The sequence below is a fragment of the Paenibacillus sp. p3-SID867 genome, assembly GCF_025142895.1.
Taxonomy (GTDB): Bacteria; Bacillota; Bacilli; order Paenibacillales; family Paenibacillaceae; genus Paenibacillus_AQ.
Window position 1 is genome coordinate 1 of the sequence record NZ_JAMBDM010000022.1, and the last position, 17,349, is coordinate 17,349.

Below are 17,349 nucleotides of genomic sequence, written 5' to 3' on the forward strand. Positions count from 1 at the left end.
CAGGGTTTCTCGACACTCTGGAAACCCGCACATTACATGGTGCGGGTTTTCTTTGCTTTATAAAACAATCTGAATGAATTACCTGTAATGCAATCATAATACCAGAGAGTAAACGAAACTGGACATATCACGTAAACCGAAAGAAGAGAAAAACACAAAGATAAAGCAGGTGAACCAGCTTGAGATGGATGTCAGTCTTCGGTCTATTGTTTATGCTCTTGCAAGGGGATGAACCGGAAAACAACAATTTAATGATAACGCAAGAAGGCAAAGTCATGGCCAGCGTGAGCCGAAGCGAACATGCACTTGATGTATTCCCGCTGCTGGATATGGATAAATACAATCAATGGGTGGATGCGCTTGATCGGAAAACCTATCTGGAAGCCAGGAATGCCCGGATTGGCAGCAGCGGCCAAATCATTCCGGGGCAGAATGGTCATAGACTGGATCGACGCAAACTGCTGGAACGATATTATTCGTATTGGTACGGGACTGGGGGCGCTACCGTCGAAGCGCCAAGGTATCCGATATATCCGAAGGTGGATACCGAGCTTCTTGCCTCCATTCGGGTTAAACCGATAGGTTACTATGTCACCTATTTTAATTCCAACAACAAAAATCGTTCCCATAATATAGCATTAGCTGCCCAGGCGATTGACAGTGCAGTCGTGTTCCCCGGAGAAACCTTCTCGTTTAATCAGGTGGTTGGCATGAGAACAGTGGACAGAGGTTACAGACGTGCCGGCGTTATCGTCAGAGGTGAGTTATCAGAGGGAGTAGGAGGAGGGATCTGTCAGGTTTCTTCTACATTGTATAACGCCATTGACCGTGCAGGCTTGCAGATTGTAAAGCGCTACTCTCACAGCCGGAACGTCCCTTATGTGCTGCCGGGGCGCGATGCTACGGTGAGCTGGGGAGGCCCGGATTTTGTTTTTGAGAACGCCTATAATCAGCCTATCCTCATCCGGGCATTCGGTAATGGGGGAAGAATGACCGTTGCCATCTACTCTTCTGAACTCATAGAATATAAGCCGCGCAATGTACCAAGCATATCTAACCTGCTGCCGGAGGAGACGAGTGACACCAAGCACAATCCGGTAAACGGCGATTAATCCAAGGCTTGGAGGATGGATGCAGCAGGTCGCGGGCGCGCCGACTTATACCATTGCATACACAGCCAAAACACTAGAATGAGCTCAATCGCGTCGCCGCCGTAATACATCAGCATTCCGCCGAGCTTGGCCTGTTCCGAAGAGACGCCGTCTGGCGGATGGGCATATATGTATTTGGAGAGTATTCCATGTCCGGCAATGGCGATGATCAGGATGATCGCACGAGCCTGGAAGCTGCGACGGTGCGGAGCCACATCTACGTAAATCATAGATACCGTAAATATATACCCGGCTGCAAAAACATGAAAATGCACCACGATATGAAGCAAAAGACTATGATGCATTTCCATGAATAGGCCGGTTGTGTACAGGACCCATAGTCCACCGATATTCAACAAGGCCGCTACCGCCGGATGAGCAACGATTCGAGCTGGATTGCTCTTCAGCAAACGAGTGATCCGTCTCGCGACTGGTAGTGGGGTAGACCTGAGCAACAGCGTTATCGGAGCGGAGAATGCAATCAACAGCGGCCCCAGCATACCAAGCAGCAGATGTCCGAGCATGTGAATCGTGAAGTTCGCAGGGGCGAGTCGCGCGAGCGGACCGATCAGCGGCAAACCAACGCAAAGCATTCCCGCAACCCAGCACACATAACGATAGACCGGCCAAGTTCGGTAATTTCGATTGGAGACTTTAGCAGCAACCAAATACAGAAGAATGGGAAGCGCGAAGCTCAAGCCGCCTATGATTAAATCCCAGGACGTCCATGAAGCAGAGGCTTCGGCCATTTCAGCCCCATGATCAAACGAATGGTTACTCACCATAAGATCAGGCCTCCCTGGAAAGAGCTCGGTTTTGAGTTCGCACGATGAGAATCATACCCACTATGATCATGCCCGCAGCAATCAGGTTCCAGACCCAATCGTAGGGACGGATATCGACGTTATAACGAATTTGGTGCAGACGCATCCATTTATGCTGAATGATGCCGTCATACAGCTGGAAGGCGCCGCCTCCAAGCAGGATACCACCAATCCACCGTTTCAGCCAGAACGCATTTCGGCGGTGAAGATCGGCAAGCATGAACGAGGATCCGATGGTGGCGAACCAGCTGAACGCGTGAAACAGTCCATCGGAGACAAGGCCGATATCGCTTGTAGATTTATCATAGAAATGATGCCAGTGCAGCAATTGATGAAACACAGCCTCATCGATAAAACCGACTAAACCTAATCCGAATAAGATTCCGGCCCATAAATTACGTGCGGAGTATCGTATGCGCTGTAATTGGTGTTCTTTGAATTTTGTTGACTTCATTCGGTTCATCCGCTTCCATTTCATAAAGATTCGAAGTGTATTGTTTTAAAAGGGTTCTACTTTCTAAGGTTACCCATTTTTACCATTTCAATAACTCCTGTGGCCTGGAATAAGGATTCCTTATTTAGGATTGCGCTTTCTGTCGATTAACGGAGAAACGGTTGATTTATTGGATGTTCATGAAATGCTTTATGGGCTTTCGTGGGATCTTCGAACCAGCCCGCAATTCCGTTTGCCGTCATCTGATCGGATGCTGCTTGCATCAGCAGCCCGGCGATATGCTCAGGAAGCGGCTCCGTCATCGCGTTTGTCCATTCCGTAACAGTCGTAATGTATTGATTCGTACGGTTCCAGTAGTCTATACCAACAGCTTTATCCCATGTCGATTCCTTATGTGTTATGAGGGTTTCATATAATTGTTCGGCGGCATATGAAGCGGTATTACAGCCTTGGCCTGTGATCGGGTCACTGAGAAACACGCTGTCGCCGCACCCAAGTACCAGCGTTCCGCCCAGTATAGTATATGGCCTGTGAATGACAGGCGTAATCGCGGTTTGAAGAAAGGCGTGCTCATCGATGAGTGCAAACCGGTCCATATCAATTCGCTCATATATAGGATGAAAATGCTCTTTAATTACTTTCGCCATGCGTGCCATAAACTCGGAAGAATTCTTAATCGCTTTAAACACATCCAATATTCCCTCAGGCACCGCTTCGATGAATAAGATGGTGGCACGTCCTGAATCGGTAATAGCAGGAATCTCGAACATTTCACCGTTCCCTGGAAGAACTGTAATGGAAATGCCTTCAGGCTTCACAGGCTGTACGCCGGTAAAATAACCTACGATGCATTTCCGCTGAGGCGTTTGGTAGGGAGTGAGTCCCGTTTCTACAGGGAATGGCGCCAGCGGCCCTGCTTTACCCGTTGTGTCGATGATGAGATTGTAGGAATGAGTCAGCTCCAGAAGGTCTTCCTGCTTCAAACGTCCGTGTACAAACTTCACGCCTTGCGAAGTTAAATCATGGATTGATTCAGCGAAGCGCAAGCGTTGGTCCACTGATGCGGCGATTCCGGTTAGATTACCTGTAAACAGTTTTTGCTGGCCTAAATGAAAGTGGATCGTACGGATTGGAGGTGCGCTATCCTCGGCAGGCATGTTAAAACGTCGTTCGCGTTCTAATGTGGGATGAAAATGTACCTGTGTGGATCGAATTCTTCCATCCAGGATGTTCTGCGGCTGTTCATAATGATGAACGGTGACATCAAAATCATTCTTCAGCGAATAGGCAAGCTGGATTCCGGCGGTACCGCAGCCGATTATACCAATACGTCTCATACATATGTCCTCCTTGAAATGGGCTTTTAAATAGAATACAGCGATGAGAATTGGATCAAAAGGGTGGAATTAACTATTATTCACTCCGGCAATTGAACTAAAAGGATACACGCAATACGTCGATAATTAGTTTACATAATGTATAATATGTAACCTCTAGAACAATTCCTAAAGATGAATTCCTGCTCGGTAGACGACTGTATCAATAGTTCCTATTTCAATACACTCTGGATGTTAAAAAAACATTAAAAAGGCGAACCCCTAAACAGGATTCGCCTCTTCATATTGGCATTTATGTTGTTTAGCATCAGGCATGAAGTGAAATCGGAATCTCCTTTACACCGCGAACAATCATACCCGGTCTCCATTCAAGCTCATCGATGTCCCGTTGAAGCTTAAAATGGGGGTAGCGGCGGAGCAGCGTGTTGATTGCGATTTCACCCTCCAGTCTGGCGAGCGGGGCTCCCAGGCAGAGGTGAATTCCTTTGCCGAAGGCTAAATGCTGGCTTTTCTCCCGGGTAATATCAAAGATATCCGGATTCTCGAATTGTGAGGCATCCCGATTTGCGGAGTTCAGAGCGATGACAACCAAGTCGCCTTTTTTCATGTGAACGCCTTGAAAATCCATATCCTCCGCTGCCCAGCGGGAGGTGCTGAATTCAACGGGACCGTTGTAGCGAAGCATTTCCTCAATTGCGCCATGAATGAGTTCGGGTTGTTCCTGCAGAAGCTTGCGCTGCTCCGGATGCTCCAACAACGCAAGCACGCCATTGCCGATCAGGTTCACCGTCGTTTCATGACCCGCAATGATCATCAGGGTGACGACGCCATATAACTCCTGTTCGGATAAGCGATCACCCTGATTCTCGGCAATGACAAGCTGACTGATCATATCATCACCCGGTTGTTCGCGAACCTTTGCGAACCAATCCTTCAAATAAGCGATAAATTCATTCATATGCTGAACCACTTGCTCGTTCATTTCATGGTTGGACGCGCCAATGATGGAGTTGGACCATACCCGGAACTTGTCCTGATCCTCCGTAGGCACGCCAAGGATTTCACTTATTACGATAATGGGAAGTTTGAAGGCATATTCGTCAATGAGATTTATAGTGTCTTTGGAGGAGACAGCATCCAGCAGGTTATCCGCGATCTCTTGGATATGGCCTCGCATATCTGCGATTCTCTGTGGCGTAAAACCCTTTTGAACCAAGCCGCGAAGTCGTTTGTGATCCGGTGGATCAGAGAACAGCATATTGGTGCTGAATACGCTGGTCTGTTCCTGACCCATTGCTTTAGCGACGTCTTTGCTAAATCGGCCATCCTTGAGCGCTTCAACAGCTTGCTCGTAATTGCTGATCAGCCATCCGAAACGTCCATCAGGAAATTGCAGATTCAGAATGGGATCGCTTTGCCTCAATTTCTCGTATACCGGATATGGGTTATGGGTAAATTCCTTCGTAAACAATACATTTTTCAGAGATTCGTTGGCATTTGTCATATAGGGGCTCCTCTCGAAAATATAGTTTCATATCCAGTATAAGGGAAGGAGAAGGAGATAACCAATTTACGGATGAAATGCCGGCAGTCTCCAAATGCTTGATCACACCAACTTGCGAGAAAATGGAATCCTGATTGACTCTTAAAGAGTGCCATTTGGTCTACTGACTATCCGTCGTTTTCTTTGTTATATTGGATCATATCTGAATAGTTGAAAGGGGGAATCAAGCGGTGAAATCCGTTTCCGGGGAGAAGGCAGCGCTGCTGGTTCGATTTTTTATACCGTATGCTGTCATTTTGGTGGGCTCCCTATTGGTTGGATGGTTTGCTTATGGGAAAACCGCAGAGCTTATCGAAAGCGAGACGGTGAGAACCACCTCCGCAGCTCTGCAGCAGATCCAGGAAGCGCTGGATCAGAGATTTGCCGAAATCGAGAACCTTGCACGGCAGATGTCGAGCGAATCGAAGGTGCTCTCTTTTCAATTCGAGAAAGAACCATTTGCCGGTACGGGTCCCTATCGTCTATGGGATTTGGAAAAGAGTTTGTTTAATTACAAATTGTTCAATCACTTCATTGTGGATTATTACATCGCTTACAGAAACAGCAACATGATCGTATCACCTCGCAAGGTGTATACGGTGGACCAGTATTATCGGATGCAGCTGCACTATGACGACCAGCCATTAAGCGAGTGGAAGCAAGCTTTGTTTGGGCAGTATCATTATAAAACGTATGCCCCTGGCCATTCGGTTGTATATGAAGGGAAACCTTACTCGGTTGTCAGCTACATGCAATCCTTCGGGAATAAAAGAAGCAGCGGAGTGGTCACTGTACTGATCAATAATATGCAGATCCAGGACATGCTTCGTAAAGTCGATCCGGAACAAGAGGGTTTTGCCTACATTGCAGATCAGAACGGCAACCTGATCAGCTCCATTGGTTTGAAAGAACCGGATGTTTTGAAAGCGCTTCCTAAAAAAGGAGGCTACTCCCATATTCGATTAGGTGGTCAAGAAATGCTGGTGACGCAATCCACGTCCCAATACAATGGCTGGAGCTATGTATCTGCCCAACCGAAATCCGTGGTTCTGCAAAAGGTAAACTATATCAAACAGCTGACATTGGCGATCTTTATCACGGCTCTTCTGCTAGGGCTTGGCATAGCCGGCTATCTCGCGTATCGAAGCAGCAGGCCATTCCTGAAGATTCTCCAGCTTCTACCCTCATCGCGCCGGGATGTAAAGCATGCTATTGCTCGTAACGCCGTCGATTATATCGGTCATTCCGTGTCCGAGCTGATCGAAAGCCATCATACGCTGAAGGAGCGGTTGGAAGAGCAGATCCCGATGCTGCGAAATGTCGTAGTTGACAGGCTTCTGAAGGGAGGTTTCACCTCGATGCAGGAGATCGACGCTGCCATGGAACATGCACAAGTCCAGCTTCGGGGATCTCACCATGCGGTTGCCCTGCTTCACATTCGGGGATACCGGGAGCCGTTTATGGAAGAGATGCTGATGGAACTTGATATTGTAAAAATCAACATCCGCGACCGGATTCAATCGTTATGCGGGGAGGAAGTGCTGCTGCATGATTTTGGTGAAAACCAGTTGGTCCTGATCCTGTCCGGAACGGCGGCAGACCACGCGGATTTTACGACACGGATGCGAGCGTATATAAAGGGAATTTATGAGCATTTGAGCGCAATCCCGGATACGGGCTTGTATATAGCTGTAGGTGAATGCCAGTCCAGCATTGCTGAGCTATACCGTTCTTACGGAGAAGCCAGGTTTGTGCTTCATCACGCTGGATGGAGCGAGAAGACGCCCATCTTATTTCATGCTGAAATGGAAACGCCGCCCTTCACCTATTATTATCCGGCCGATGAAGAGATGAGATTAATTCAGCTTGTGAAAGCAGGCAATCTGGATGAGACCAAGCAGCTATTATTGCAGATCAAGGAGAAGAACAGATCGGAGCGGCAATTGCCGATGGCCGTGGAGAAGCTCCTTGCTCAGGAGCTTAGCGGTACCCTGATGAAATGCTGCGAACAGACAGGAGATGATGGAAGCGGCAGAACGGAGGAAATGGATGCCGTCATCAGAGCTCTACATCCGGTGATGTCCCCGGCGGAAGCCATGAATATTCTCCATACCGCTTTCATTCGGCTCTGTCGGAAGAACGAAGAGAGGAAGAAGAGCCACAATGATCATTTAACGAACCGACTGCTAACCTATATCAAGGGACACTATTGGGAAAGTGATCTCAGTTTGACCGCGCTTGCCAGGGAAACGCGCACCTCCGAAGCCTATGTATCTTACTTCTTTAAGGAGCAAACAGGCTTGAATTTCTCGGATTACCTGGAGCAGCTCCGAATGGATGAGGCGAAGCGGGAATTGTCGTCTGGCGATAGGCCGGTAAGCGAGATTGCCGCTTCTGTTGGCTATCTCTCACTCAATACCTTCAGCCGTGCGTTCAAACGGGTAAATGGTATTAGCGCTACCGAGTATAGACGCCTTCAACGTGAAGGAGAACATGCTTAATCTAAAGGAATGCGTAGTGCCTGATTAATGAATAACAGCCCATTCTAAAATTCTGAATAATGGACCGGAAACATGAAGATTTACGCAGATCCACCCAGCTGTATATACTCCAATCACGGACCGCACCCGGGACGAATCCATTGAAGATTGGAGTGGTAGCCGCTGAGTGGCTGGAAGAGTTTCATCCGTAGCTGGCAGTTGTATGCGCTTTTTTTACTTCCGCTGCTGTACATCATTATTTTCAAGTATGTGCCGATGTACGGCGCGCAAATTGCGTTTAAAGAGTTCAACGTCACGAAGGGGATCAACGGAAGTCCATGGGTCGGATTGGCCCAGTTCGAACGTTTCTTTCAATCGCATGAATTCTGGCGATTGCTGAAGAATACGTTCTCCATCAGCTTGTACACCCTGATCGCCAGTTTTCCGTTTCCCATTATACTGGCGCTTGGACTGAATTATGTAAGGAACCGGCGATTCAAGAATACCGTCCAGATGGTTACATACGCGCCGTATTTCATCTCTCTGGTCGTGCTGGTGGGCTTGATGCTGCAGTTTATGGATCCCAGAACGGGACTTATCAATACGATGCTCGGCTGGATCGGCATCGGTCCGTTTCATTTCATGGCGGAGGCGTCCTGGTTTCAGTCGATCTATGTGTGGTCCCATATCTGGCAGAATGTCGGGTTTTCATGCATCATTTTTTTGGCAACGCTTTCAGGGATTGATCCGGCACTTCATGAAGCAGCTGTCATGGATGGGGCTACGAAAATGCAGCGGATGCGCCACATTGATCTTCCGGGCATCATGCCAATCGCCATGATTTTGCTCATTCTGAATACGGGGCAAATGCTGGAGACCGGCTTCGAGAAAATTCTGTTAATGCAGAACGCACTGAATTTGCGTTCATCCGAAGTCATAGACACGTATGTGTACAAGGTGGGATTGGTATCCCAAGCGATGAATTTCTCATATGCCACGGCGATTGGATTGTTTAAAGCGATCATCGGTTTCGTGCTGCTGTTGATCGTAAATCAAACGGCCAAAAAGCTGAAGCAGGAGAGTCTATGGTAAGGAAGGGAGGACTTGTATGCAATCACCTGCCATGAAGGAATCCGGCTCGGATCGCGTTTTTACGGTGGTCAATTATGCGATGTTATCCGTTTTCCTAATCATTGTGTTATACCCGCTCATTTATGTAGTCAGTGCCTCATTCAGTTCAAGCAGCGCGGTTTTGTCAGGAAAGGTATGGCTGTGGCCCGTCGAACCGACGCTCGAAGGCTACCGTGCGGTATTCAAAAATACGATGGTTGCCAAAGGCTTCATGAACACACTGTTCTATACGCTGGCAGGCACTGTGATCAATCTCATTCTGTCGGTCATGGCGGCGTACCCGTTATCACGCAAAGATTTTCGGGGCCGCAGCGTGTTCATGCTGTTGTTCGTGTTCACGATGCTGTTTAATGGGGGGCTGATCCCAACCTATCTGTTGGTGAAGGACCTCGGCATGATTGACACGATATGGTCGATGCTGATCCCGGGGGCGCTGTCGGTGTGGAATGTCATCATCATGCGCACGTATTTCCAGACGACCATCCCACAGGAACTGCTGGAGGCTTCACAGCTGGATGGCTGTACCGATTTTCGCTTCCTGTGGCGCATCGTACTGCCGCTTTCGGGTCCCATCTTGGCCGTTATTGCTTTGTTCTATGCGGTTGGACACTGGAATCAATATTTCAACGCCATGATCTATTTAAAGAGCGCGGATTTGTACCCGCTCCAACTCGTGCTTCGCGATATTCTGGTTCAGAACGAGGTGAATATCGAAATGCTGGGCGACGCTAAAACCGCTGCGGCCCGGCAAGGGCTGCGGGAGCTGTTGAAATATTCGCTGATTGTCGTGACCTCGGTTCCGCTGTTGATCGTATATCCGTTTTTGCAGAAGTTTTTTGTTAAAGGAGTCATGATCGGTTCGTTAAAGGGATAATCCATCCATTATTTTTCAGGAGGGCGGGACGTTATGAGAAAAAGAACAAGGGTTATTATGGGCGCTTTCACCGCATTCAGCATCCTTCTTGCAGGCTGTACCGGTTCACAAAGCCCGAAGGGCTCGGATGAAGTGCCAAATGCGGGTACCGAGCCAATCGCCTTATCCGAACCGGGGACCTATCCGCTGGTTCAAGAGAAAACCACTTTAAAGGTGATGGTGCGGGGAAATCCGCTGGTCGAGAATTTCGAAACGAATGATTTTACCAAGTGGTACGAAGAAAAAACGAATGTGCACATCGAATGGGAGGTCGTTCCGGAGCAGAGCATACAGGAGAAGTTGAATCTTGTTCTTGCCAGCGAGGATTATCCCGACGTCATTATGGGTTTAAATATTTCGCCGGCGCAGCAGATGATATACGGCTCGCAGGGTGCCTTTCTTCCGTTGAATGACTTGATTGAGAAGCAGGGGACGAATACGAAGAAAATGTTCCAGGACAATCCGGAGATCCAATCTGCGATCACGGCGCTGGACGGCAACATCTATGCGCTTCCGGAAGTGAATGAATGTTATCACTGTTCCATGAGCCAGAAAATGTGGATTTATGAGCCTTGGCTGAAATGAAGATGCCGGAAACCACGGATGAGCTGTACGAGGTGCTGAAAGCTTTCAAGGAGCAAGATCCGAACGGAAACGGCATGCAGGACGAAATTCCTTTGTCGATATCTCCGAAATCCTGGAGCTCCTCCATCGATGCGTTCCTATTAAATTCATTCATCTATAATCCGGTTTACGGCTCGAGTTATAAGCATATATTCATTAAAGACGACAAGCTTGACGTGGCTTTCAACAAACCGGAGTGGAGGGAAGGCTTGCGGTATATGAACAAGCTGTATGCTGAGGGGCTTCTCGCTCCGGAGTCGTTCACGCAGGATGACAATCAATTGATACAGATCGGCGAGAACCCCGATACCGTGCTTCTTGGCGCTTCAACAGGCGGCCATCAGGGTATATTTACCCAACTCCTCGGCGAAAGCGGAAGATGGTTGGAATACAAGACCGTGCCGCCGCTCAAGGGACCCAATGGAGTTCGATACGCTGCTCTGGATTCCACTGGAATGAATCCGGGTGCATTTGTCATCACGAAGAAGGCGAAGCATCCTGAGCTCGCCTTGCGTTGGGCGGATGGCCTGTACGAGCGGGAGCACACGCTGCGAAGCGTGTATGGCCGCCCGGACCAGGAATGGCGTGAAGCGAAGGACGGAGAGGTCGGCATCAACGGGGAGCCTGCGGTCTGGTCTGAGCTAAAGTCTTACGGTACGGTGCAGAATATCGCCTGGATTCAAACCGGCCCAAGCTTGCGGACGAATGATTTCCGTCTGAGCGCTGTTGCCAAAGGGGACGACGATCTGGAAGTCGTTTTGTACAACGAGACGAAGAATAAATACGAACCTCACAAACCGACCGATGTCAGCACCGTTCCGCCGTTATTTCTGACCAACGAGCAGGCATCCGAGGTTGCGGATCTGTCCAAAACGATCAATGATTACGTTGATGAAATGATGGCCCGCTTCGTGATTGGCGATGCCGATCTGGATAAGGACTGGGATGGCTACGTTCAGCAGCTCGAGGCCATGAATGTAGCCCGCTATCTGGAAATCTACCAGGAAGCGTATGATGGAAGAAGCAAATAAAGGAGGGATCCTAGAATGAGGGTTGGTGTGAGTACCTACAGCCTGCTACCGGCTATTCGTGCAGGCGAGATGACGGTGCTGGATGTTGTGGAATGGATCGCCGAGAACGGCGGACAGCACATGGAGATTGTACCCTATGGATTTACGCTGGAGGACAATCCCGAGCTTACTGACGCAGTGCGTAAGCGGGCGGCGGAAGTCGGCATCGCATTGTCCAATTATTCCATGCCCGCTAATTTCGTCCAGGAGAGCCGGGACGACTTTGATTCTGAAGTGGAACGAATCAAGCGACATGTGGATACGGTCAATCGGCTGGGAATGAAGCATATGCGTCATGACGTGACAGCTTTCACGCTGCCGCCTGAGAAGATGGGCATTGATTATGTGGAAACCCATCTGGATAGGATTGTGGAAGGGTGTCGTCTTATTGCAGATTACGCAGCCGGGTATGGTATTACGACCACGATCGAGAACCATGGCGTGAGCGTGCAGGCGAGCGACCGTGTACAGCGTGTGCTTCAGGCGGTCGACCGACCGAACTTCAAGACAACTCTGGATATCGGGAACTTTCTATGCGTTGACGAGCAGCCGCTGGTTGGCGTGAAACGCAACCTGCCGCTGGCCTCGCTCATCCATGTGAAAGACTTCTATTATCGTCCGTTTGATCAGGACCCGGGTGGGGGGAAATGGTTCAGAACATCCCATGGCAATTACCTCCGAGGCTCGATCTTCGGCCAAGGTGATATCGATGTCCGCCGGATTCTGCGACTCATTAAGAATGAGGGTTATGACGGAGACATTACGCTGGAATTCGAAGGTATGGAAGAATGCCGGGAAGGAACCCGGCTGGGTCTGGACAATCTGAAGCGGTTATGGGACGAAGCGTAGAATCTTCCTCCAAATCCATTGGATATTGAGTTGCTTCATAGTATATTGAATGCACAAAAGAAACCGTTCCTTTCGTAAATGGTGTGGGTAGCCCCGCCATTTTACCAAAGAACGGTTTCTTTGCGTCTAAATAAGTAGCATTCTGCACGACATAGCGGAGAGGGCGAATCGATTCCGGACAAGCGTAAGCGCTCGCTTTTACCCCGTTTTACTTTCCGTTCGAATTCATATAATATATAACGTGGATATTATTTATCCGATTTAATCATGAATGGTTATATGAGTGTGTAGTTTAGATCATTTTCCTGAATGAGGTGCTGTTTATGCATATGAAAACCGGCGTGGAACAGTCGGTGTACGCCCTGGTTCTGCTGAATATGCTGCCTGACAAGGCCGTGCTGCCCGGGGAAGCGATCAGCCAACAGCTGGGGACATCGGCAACCTATTTTCAGAAACTGTTAAGGAAGCTGGTAACAGCAGACATCATCACGTCTGTTCCCGGTATCAAGGGTGGTTTTAGATTAAAGAAGAAACCCGAGGATATCCGTGTATACGACGTATACCTTGCGGTGGAAGGGCAGCAGTCCCTCTATTCATCCCACGGAATACTGGTAGACATGCTGGACTTGGAAAAGGAAGAAAGCTGCTGCCTGTTATCCGATTTAATGGAAGAAGCAGAGTCATCCTGGAAAGCCGTATTAAAGCGAGAGACCATCGCTTCGCTGTCGGAAGAGATGCGCGGTGAGCGCTTTAAAGACAAGGTGGCGGCTTTAGAGGACTGGATCAATAACAAAATGGTCATTTGACCGAGGAAGGGATGAACTTTCATGAGATTAAGCGTATTAGATCAGGCACCCGTAACAAGCGGCAACACAGCGGAAGGCGCCTTGAATAAAGCGGAAGAACTGGCTGTCTTGGCAGATGAATTGGGATACAGCCGAATGTGGATGGCCGAGCATCATGGCGGGAATACCTTTGCCAGCTCCGCACCCGAAGTGACGGCAGCCCGGCTTGCAGCCAAAACCGACCGGATTCGCATTGGCACCGGCGGTGTCATGATGATGCATTATTCACCCCTTAAACTTGCGGAAGTGTTTAAGACGTTAAGTGCTTTTACCCCGGGGAGGATTGATTTCGGTGTAGGACGAGCACCAGGCGGTGATACGGGTGCCATGTACGCTTTGTCTGAAGGACGGCAGCTGATGCTTCATAACATGTATGATAAGCTGGCCGTTACCATGCAGCTCCTTCGAGACGAGATCCCGGAAGATGAACTCTACGCCAAGAACGCCGCTGCTCCAACCGGAGTTGCCCTGCCTGAAGTGTGGCTGCTGGGCTCCAGCGGCAATAGCGCGTTAAAAGCGGCTCAAATGGGAGTCGGCTACTCCTTCGCGCAATTCTTCAACGGAGCGATGAGCAACGAAATATTGGATCATTACCGCGATAACTACCAGCCGTCCATATTCATGGAAAAGCCTGAGATTAACGTATCTTATATGGTGACGACGGCCGAAACGAAGGAAGAAGCCGAGTATGAAGCGCTGCCGCAGGATATTTTCCGGTTGATGATGAGCAAGGGCCGGATTACGCAGGTGCTGACGCCCGAGGAGGCTCAGAATGTGTCCTTAACGGAAATCGACCGGATGGCTATCCAGGAAGGGCGCAAGATCCATCTTGTGGGAGCGGTAAAGGATATCGCGGCACGCTTACAGGAAGAGCAAGCGCACTACGGATTCCAGGAAGCCATGATATGCAGCATTCCGCATTCGCAGGAGAAACGGCTGGAGGTTTACCGACTGCTCGCACGCGAATTGCTGTAATATCAAGTAGATGAGGGATAGGCGGATGCCTGTCCTTTTTTTGTATAGGTATAATTTCTTTGTCCCTTACGAGTACGATACGAATCTGTTAGAATAGTTAAAAATTAGCTATGTTCAACAACATTCGCAGCAGTTAGGAGATCTTATGCCGTTTACGTTCGCTCATCCTGTCATCACGATGCCTTGGTGGAAGAAGAAATCGCTGCCGGTATCAGCCCTCATTATCGGCTCCATGGCACCGGATTTTGAATATTTCATCCGATTTCGGGCATCTGGCATATGGAGCCACGAGGGTCCTGGCATCTTGCTGTTCAACCTTCCCGTGATCTTGCTCCTGTACGTTATTTTCGAGACGGTGGTACGGCCCGTTCTATTCGTATATTTGCCTTCATGGTTTCCATACCGATGGGATCGGGGAGGGAAGGTGCCGGCCACTTTTAAAGGTTGGTTTGTCGTAATGATCTTGGGTTTAGTTGGCGTTGCAACACATCTATTATGGGATCAGTTTACGCATCAAGGTGCCTGGATCGTGAATCAGATTCCTTTTCTTACCCATTGGATACATATCGATTCCGTACAAATTCCGGTATATAAATTATGTCAGCACGGCAGCAGTCTGATCGGACTGGTCCTGATCGTATGGTGGATTCATCGCTATTTGTATGTAGTACCAGCGCAAAGAGAACATTCATATTCGGTTCTGCCATTTTGGTGCGTATTTATAGTGATCTATATTCTGGTTATGCTCATAGCCATGCTGACGGTTGTTGATGGTGAAGGGATGACGCTTGTATTCCAGCTTGTCGTTCCGGCCATCAGCAGCTTCATGCTGGCCCTGCTTGTAACGTGTCTTGTCTTTTGGCGGGCTGCAAGGGTCAAGTTGCAAAGCTAGTAATTAGAATCGGAATCGACAGGAGGAGCGTTATGGTAACCGTTGAGCAATTCACGCATAGGGGAATCCATTTCTTAAACGAAGATGCACTTGTCATAAACGAACGAGCCTCATTGTATGGCGTGTTAGATGGAGTTTCATCCATCGTCCCATACCTCAGCGACAAGAAGGAAACCGGAGGTTACATCGCTGCCCGAACCGTGAAGAATTACTTCGAATCACTGGACCAGGTTGTACAACTTACGGATCATGTTGCGGCAGCGAACCAAAAGCTAAGAGAACTTATGCTGGAAGCCAATATTAATATGAAGAAAAAAGATGGCCTCTGGGGCACTGCACTTGCTCTTGTTCGAATTCAAGAGGACCGTATGGAATTTATTCAGACAGGCGACTGCATGATTCTTGCCGTATACCAAGATGGGGAGGTTCGCCCGTTAACCTGGAGACAAGTCGCTCATTTGGAATCTCCGGCCATCGCAAAATGGGAGGAGGGCGTGAATAAGGGATTATCCAATCAAAAAGACCTTCACGGGACGGTTATTGATATCATCAGGGCGAACCGCTTTCAGAGTAATACGAATGGAGGCTATGGCGTATTGAACGGAGAAGCCCAAGCTGCCCATTTTCTCGAATACGGAAAGATCAACAAGTCACGCTTAAAACACGTGATCTTGTTAACGGATGGTTTGTTCTGGCCTGATCGCGATGTTCCGAGTGATCAATCCTATTGGGGTTATATCGCGCAGCGTATACTCGAAAAGGGGGTTGAACAGTATGCACATGAATTACTTGAGGTCGAAGAGTCTGACCCTGAGTGCTTAACTTATGCAAGATTCAAAAAATCCGATGATAAAACAGGCATGGTGCTTCACTTTAACAACTCCTAAATGGTCAATCGATAAAGCATTAATGACTTAACTGAACCCGTGTATATCATGGGTTCTTTATTTAATTCGGAGTGATCGGGCACTCTCACAAGAAATCTTCCTCCGAAACACTGACACATTGTCGTCAGTGTTTCGCTCTTATAATGAAGAAAAAATTGAGAGCGAGGTAACCCGATGGCTAACAATCATCAAGATACCATGTACCATGATTCCGAAATCTCCATCCGCCCCTTTCACATCGACATTCCTCAACAAGACATTGACGATCTGCGAGCACGCATAGCTCATACCCGGTGGCCTTCCCAGGTACCTGGAGGTGATTGGAGTCGGGGAATTCCTGTTTCGTATCTTAAAGAGCTGGTGGAATATTGGCAGAATGAATATGACTGGCGTGAGTATGAGCAAAAACTTAATGCATTTCCGCAATTTATAACGGACATTGAGGGTCAGCAGATCCACTTTCTTCATGTACGATCTCCCGAGCCACATGCCTTACCGTTGATCATGACCCATAGTTGGCCGAATTCCATCATTGAATTCATGAACATCATTGGACCACTAACCAATCCACGAGCCTATGGTGGAGATCCAAGCATGGCTTTTCATATCGTGGCACCATCACTTCCCGGGTTCGGATTCTCGGCTTTTCCGGAGCGGACAGATGAGAGACCATGGAGCATCAAACGCGTCGCCCGTATTTGGGCCGAATTGATGCGCAGGCTCGGTTATGATCGTTACGGTGCCCATGGCAATGATGCAGGAGCACTAGTTTCCCCCGAGCTGGCTATCCTTGATGCTGAGCATATGATTGGTGTTCATATTACAGGAGGGCTGGGTATCCCCATGGGAGATCCGAGTGAACTGGAAGGGTGCAGCGAGGAGGAAATGGCCGAAATTACTCATCTAGCCGAGCTGTTTGAAGGTGGGAGCGGTTATGCACCGTATCTGTCCAACCGACCGCAAACACTCAGTTATGGGCTGCTTGACTCGCCGGTGGCTGGACTTGCTTACCTTGTTGAGAGGTTTAAAGAATTTGACGGATGGCCCAAAAACACGGAAGAGATTCCGCTAGAGCCCATCCATAAAGATCTGCTCCTCACGAACGCAACGCTATATTGGTTTACGGAGACGGCTGCTTCGTCTTCCTGGACCTATTATGAGGGAGCAGCTGGGATGCCAACCAATCAGAAGAGAGTACCGACAGGGGTTTCCCATGGTGGAGGTTCAGCATTCCGGCGTATTGCCGAGGCCAATAACAACATTGTCCACTGGTCGAATCGGAAGAGCGGCAGTCATATGGTTGCCATGGCAGAGCCGGAATCACTCATTGAGGATATTAGCGAATATTTCAGCAAGCTTCGCTGATCTTGTGAT

16 protein-coding genes are annotated in these 17,349 nt (G+C 48.8%); 12 read left to right on the forward strand and 4 right to left on the reverse strand.

The window, feature by feature from the left end; translation table 11 throughout:
• Nucleotides 1–188: 188 nt before the first annotated feature.
• A complete protein-coding gene (locus tag M4D81_RS29480; RefSeq protein WP_397376792.1) occupies nucleotides 189–1,112 on the forward strand; it encodes a VanW family protein in 924 nt (307 codons plus the stop codon).
• On the opposite strand, the gene M4D81_RS29485 is transcribed toward M4D81_RS29480, so the two are convergent.
• From M4D81_RS29485 to M4D81_RS29500, 4 genes are all read right to left on the reverse strand, one after another.
• Entirely contained in the window at nucleotides 1,109–1,936 is an 828-nt protein-coding gene (locus M4D81_RS29485) for a cytochrome c oxidase assembly protein (protein ID WP_260069065.1), read from the reverse strand. The genes M4D81_RS29480 and M4D81_RS29485 overlap by 4 nt on opposite strands.
• A gap of 4 nt (nucleotides 1,937–1,940) precedes the next feature.
• On the reverse strand, nucleotides 1,941–2,429 hold the full coding sequence (locus M4D81_RS29490) for a DUF2243 domain-containing protein (protein ID WP_071220657.1): 489 nt from the start codon (nucleotides 2,427–2,429) through the stop codon (nucleotides 1,941–1,943).
• A gap of 146 nt (nucleotides 2,430–2,575) precedes the next feature.
• Entirely contained in the window at nucleotides 2,576–3,766 is a 1,191-nt protein-coding gene (locus M4D81_RS29495) for a styrene monooxygenase/indole monooxygenase family protein (RefSeq protein WP_260069066.1), read from the reverse strand.
• Nucleotides 3,767–4,073: 307 nt separating this feature from the next.
• Nucleotides 4,074–5,270 (reverse strand): cytochrome P450 family protein, encoded by a 1,197-nt coding sequence (locus M4D81_RS29500; RefSeq protein WP_260069067.1) that lies wholly within the window; start codon nucleotides 5,268–5,270, stop codon nucleotides 4,074–4,076.
• Nucleotides 5,271–5,500: 230 nt separating this feature from the next.
• On the opposite strand from M4D81_RS29500, the gene M4D81_RS29505 reads away from it, so the two are divergent.
• From M4D81_RS29505 to M4D81_RS29555, 11 genes are all read left to right on the forward strand, one after another.
• The gene (locus M4D81_RS29505) at nucleotides 5,501–7,810 is read left to right on the forward strand and encodes a helix-turn-helix domain-containing protein (RefSeq protein ID WP_260069068.1); all 2,310 of its coding nucleotides are present in this window, start codon (nucleotides 5,501–5,503) and stop codon (nucleotides 7,808–7,810) included.
• A 198-nt stretch (nucleotides 7,811–8,008) separates the two neighbouring features.
• The gene (locus M4D81_RS29510) at nucleotides 8,009–8,881 is read left to right on the forward strand and encodes an ABC transporter permease (RefSeq protein ID WP_260069069.1); all 873 of its coding nucleotides are present in this window, start codon (nucleotides 8,009–8,011) and stop codon (nucleotides 8,879–8,881) included.
• A gap of 16 nt (nucleotides 8,882–8,897) precedes the next feature.
• Nucleotides 8,898–9,794 (forward strand): carbohydrate ABC transporter permease, encoded by an 897-nt coding sequence (locus M4D81_RS29515; RefSeq protein ID WP_260069070.1) that lies wholly within the window; start codon nucleotides 8,898–8,900, stop codon nucleotides 9,792–9,794.
• A 33-nt stretch (nucleotides 9,795–9,827) separates the two neighbouring features.
• Entirely contained in the window at nucleotides 9,828–10,418 is a 591-nt protein-coding gene (locus M4D81_RS29520; RefSeq protein WP_260069071.1) for an extracellular solute-binding protein, read from the forward strand.
• Nucleotides 10,415–11,488, forward strand: coding sequence for a type 2 periplasmic-binding domain-containing protein (locus tag M4D81_RS29525; RefSeq protein ID WP_260069120.1), 1,074 nt, complete (start codon nucleotides 10,415–10,417; stop codon nucleotides 11,486–11,488). The genes M4D81_RS29520 and M4D81_RS29525 overlap by 4 nt, the downstream gene beginning before the upstream one ends.
• Before the next feature lie 15 nt (nucleotides 11,489–11,503).
• On the forward strand, nucleotides 11,504–12,376 hold the full coding sequence (locus M4D81_RS29530) for a sugar phosphate isomerase/epimerase family protein (RefSeq protein ID WP_260069072.1): 873 nt from the start codon (nucleotides 11,504–11,506) through the stop codon (nucleotides 12,374–12,376).
• A 323-nt stretch (nucleotides 12,377–12,699) separates the two neighbouring features.
• The gene (locus tag M4D81_RS29535) at nucleotides 12,700–13,182 is read left to right on the forward strand and encodes an RrF2 family transcriptional regulator (protein ID WP_071220665.1); all 483 of its coding nucleotides are present in this window, start codon (nucleotides 12,700–12,702) and stop codon (nucleotides 13,180–13,182) included.
• Nucleotides 13,183–13,203: 21 nt separating this feature from the next.
• Complete coding sequence (locus M4D81_RS29540) at nucleotides 13,204–14,196, forward strand: LLM class flavin-dependent oxidoreductase (protein ID WP_260069073.1); 993 nt, start codon at nucleotides 13,204–13,206, stop codon at nucleotides 14,194–14,196.
• A 145-nt stretch (nucleotides 14,197–14,341) separates the two neighbouring features.
• Entirely contained in the window at nucleotides 14,342–15,088 is a 747-nt protein-coding gene (locus M4D81_RS29545; protein ID WP_260069074.1) for a DUF4184 family protein, read from the forward strand.
• Nucleotides 15,089–15,120: 32 nt separating this feature from the next.
• Complete coding sequence (locus tag M4D81_RS29550; protein WP_260069075.1) at nucleotides 15,121–15,975, forward strand: protein phosphatase 2C domain-containing protein; 855 nt, start codon at nucleotides 15,121–15,123, stop codon at nucleotides 15,973–15,975.
• Between the two features lie 174 nt (nucleotides 15,976–16,149).
• The gene (locus tag M4D81_RS29555; RefSeq protein WP_260069076.1) at nucleotides 16,150–17,340 is read left to right on the forward strand and encodes an epoxide hydrolase family protein; all 1,191 of its coding nucleotides are present in this window, start codon (nucleotides 16,150–16,152) and stop codon (nucleotides 17,338–17,340) included.
• Nucleotides 17,341–17,349 lie beyond the last annotated feature (9 nt).